The 3,177-nt window shown below is 53.1% G+C and carries 2 rRNA genes; both read right to left on the bottom strand.

The features are described 5' to 3' along the window. Window positions 1–116: ribosomal RNA gene (rrf, locus tag ACFX43_RS07170) — 5S ribosomal RNA — on the bottom strand. A 50-nt stretch (window positions 117–166) separates the two neighbouring features. After that, window positions 167–3,096, bottom strand: a 23S ribosomal RNA gene (locus ACFX43_RS07165). Window positions 3,097–3,177 lie beyond the last annotated feature (81 nt).

The following is a 3,177-nucleotide window of genomic DNA, read 5'->3' as shown; positions in this document are numbered from 1 at the left end:
GCTTGGCGGCGTCCTACTCTCACAGGGGGAAACCCCCGACTACCATCGGCGCTGAAGAGCTTAACTTCCGTGTTCGGCATGGGAACGGGTGTGACCTCTTCGCTATCGCCACCAAACCATTGAGAGTGTTCTCTCAAAACTAGATAACAGTAAGCATACATTCAAATTGGTTAAGTCCTCGATCGATTAGTATCTGTCAGCTCCATGTGTCGCCACACTTCCACCTCAGACCTATCAACCTGATCATCTTTCAGGGATCTTACTTCCTTGCGGAATGGGAAATCTCATCTTGAGGGGGGCTTCATGCTTAGATGCTTTCAGCACTTATCCCGTCCGCACATAGCTACCCAGCGATGCCCTTGGCAGAACAACTGGTACACCAGCGGTGCGTCCATCCCGGTCCTCTCGTACTAAGGACAGCTCCTCTCAAATTTCCTGCGCCCGCGACGGATAGGGACCGAACTGTCTCACGACGTTCTGAACCCAGCTCGCGTACCGCTTTAATGGGCGAACAGCCCAACCCTTGGGACCGACTACAGCCCCAGGATGCGATGAGCCGACATCGAGGTGCCAAACCTCCCCGTCGATGTGGACTCTTGGGGGAGATAAGCCTGTTATCCCCGGGGTAGCTTTTATCCGTTGAGCGATGGCCCTTCCATGCGGAACCACCGGATCACTAAGCCCGACTTTCGTCCCTGCTCGACTTGTAGGTCTCGCAGTCAAGCTCCCTTGTGCCTTTACACTCTGCGAATGATTTCCAACCATTCTGAGGGAACCTTTGGGCGCCTCCGTTACCTTTTAGGAGGCGACCGCCCCAGTCAAACTGCCCACCTGACACTGTCTCCCCGCCCGATAAGGGCGGCGGGTTAGAAGGTCAATACAGCCAGGGTAGTATCCCACCGATGCCTCCACCGAAGCTGGCGCTCCGGTTTCCAAGGCTCCTACCTATCCTGTACAAGCTGTACCAACATTCAATATCAGGCTGCAGTAAAGCTCCACGGGGTCTTTCCGTCCTGTCGCGGGTAACCTGCATCTTCACAGGTACTATAATTTCACCGAGTCTCTCGTTGAGACAGTGCCCAGATCGTTGCGCCTTTCGTGCGGGTCGGAACTTACCCGACAAGGAATTTCGCTACCTTAGGACCGTTATAGTTACGGCCGCCGTTTACTGGGGCTTCAATTCGCACCTTCGCTTACGCTAAGCGCTCCTCTTAACCTTCCAGCACCGGGCAGGCGTCAGCCCCTATACTTCGCCTTACGGCTTCGCAGAGACCTGTGTTTTTGCTAAACAGTCGCCTGGGCCTATTCACTGCGGCTCTCTCGGGCTTGCACCCTAACAGAGCACCCCTTCTCCCGAAGTTACGGGGTCATTTTGCCGAGTTCCTTAACGAGAGTTCTCTCGATCACCTTAGGATTCTCTCCTCGCCTACCTGTGTCGGTTTGCGGTACGGGCACCTCTCACCTCGCTAGAGGCTTTTCTTGGCAGTGTGGAATCAGGAACTTCGCTACTATAATTCGCTCGCCATCACAGCTCAGCCTTCACGGGAAACGGATTTGCCTATTTCCCAGCCTAACTGCTTGGACGCGGATATCCAATACCGCGCTTACCCTATCCTCCTGCGTCCCCCCATTGCTCAAATGGTGAGGAGGTGGTACAGGAATATCAACCTGTTATCCATCGCCTACGCCTTTCGGCCTCGGCTTAGGTCCCGACTAACCCTGAGCGGACGAGCCTTCCTCAGGAAACCTTAGGCATTCGGTGGAGGGGATTCTCACCCCTCTTTCGCTACTCATACCGGCATTCTCACTTCTAAGCGCTCCACAAGTCCTTCCGGTCTTGCTTCACAGCCCTTAGAACGCTCTCCTACCACTGTTCGAAGAACAGTCCGCAGCTTCGGTGATACGTTTAGCCCCGGTACATTTTCGGCGCAGAGTCACTCGACCAGTGAGCTATTACGCACTCTTTAAATGGTGGCTGCTTCTAAGCCAACATCCTGGTTGTCTAAGCAACTCCACATCCTTTTCCACTTAACGTATACTTTGGGACCTTAGCTGGCGGTCTGGGCTGTTTCCCTTTCGACTACGGATCTTATCACTCGCAGTCTGACTCCCAAGGATAAGTCATCGGCATTCGGAGTTTGACTGAATTCGGTAACCCGGTAGGGGCCCCTAGTCCAATCAGTGCTCTACCTCCGAGACTCTTACCTTGAGGCTAGCCCTAAAGCTATTTCGGAGAGAACCAGCTATCTCCAGGTTCGATTGGCATTTCACCCCTACCCACACCTCATCCCCGCACTTTTCAACGTGCGTGGGTTCGGGCCTCCATTCAGTGTTACCTGAACTTCACCCTGGACATGGGTAGATCACCTGGTTTCGGGTCTACGACCACGTACTCAATTCGCCCTATTCAGACTCGCTTTCGCTGCGGCTCCGCATCTTCTGCTTAACCTTGCACGGGATCGTAACTCGCCGGTTCATTCTACAAAAGGCACGCCATCACCCGTTAACGGGCTCTGACTACTTGTAGGCACACGGTTTCAGGATCTCTTTCACTCCCCTTCCGGGGTGCTTTTCACCTTTCCCTCACGGTACTGGTTCACTATCGGTCACTAGGGAGTATTTAGCCTTGGGAGATGGTCCTCCCGGATTCCGACGGAATTTCACGTGTTCCGCCGTACTCAGGATCCACTCAGGAGAGAACGAAGTTTTGACTACAGGGCTGTTACCTTCTATGGCGGGCCTTTCCAGACCTCTTCATCTACCTCGTTCCTTTGTAACTCCGTACAGAGTGTCCTACAACCCCAAGAGGCAAGCCTCTTGGTTTGGGCTGGTCCCGTTTCGCTCGCCGCTACTCAGGGAATCGCATTTGCTTTCTCTTCCTCCGGGTACTTAGATGTTTCAGTTCCCCGGGTCTGCCTTCTCATATCCTATGTATTCAGATATGGATACCACTCCATTACGAGTGGTGGGTTTCCCCATTCGGAAATCTCCGGATCAAAGCTTGCTTACAGCTCCCCGAAGCATATCGGTGTTCGTCCCGTCCTTCATCGGCTCCTAGTGCCAAGGCATCCACCGTGCGCCCTTTCTAACTTAACCGTTAAAAAGAATCACTACGTGATATCTTGCATTACTAATTGAATGTGAATTACTTCTGTTATCTAGTTTTCAAAGAACAAC

It is taken from the genome of Nocardioides sp. YIM B13467 (assembly GCF_042788075.1).
In the GTDB taxonomy this organism is placed as follows: Bacteria; Actinomycetota; Actinomycetes; order Propionibacteriales; family Nocardioidaceae; genus Nocardioides.
The sequence above is the reverse complement of the archived record's forward strand: the minus strand, read 5'-3'. Positions and strand labels throughout refer to the sequence as shown.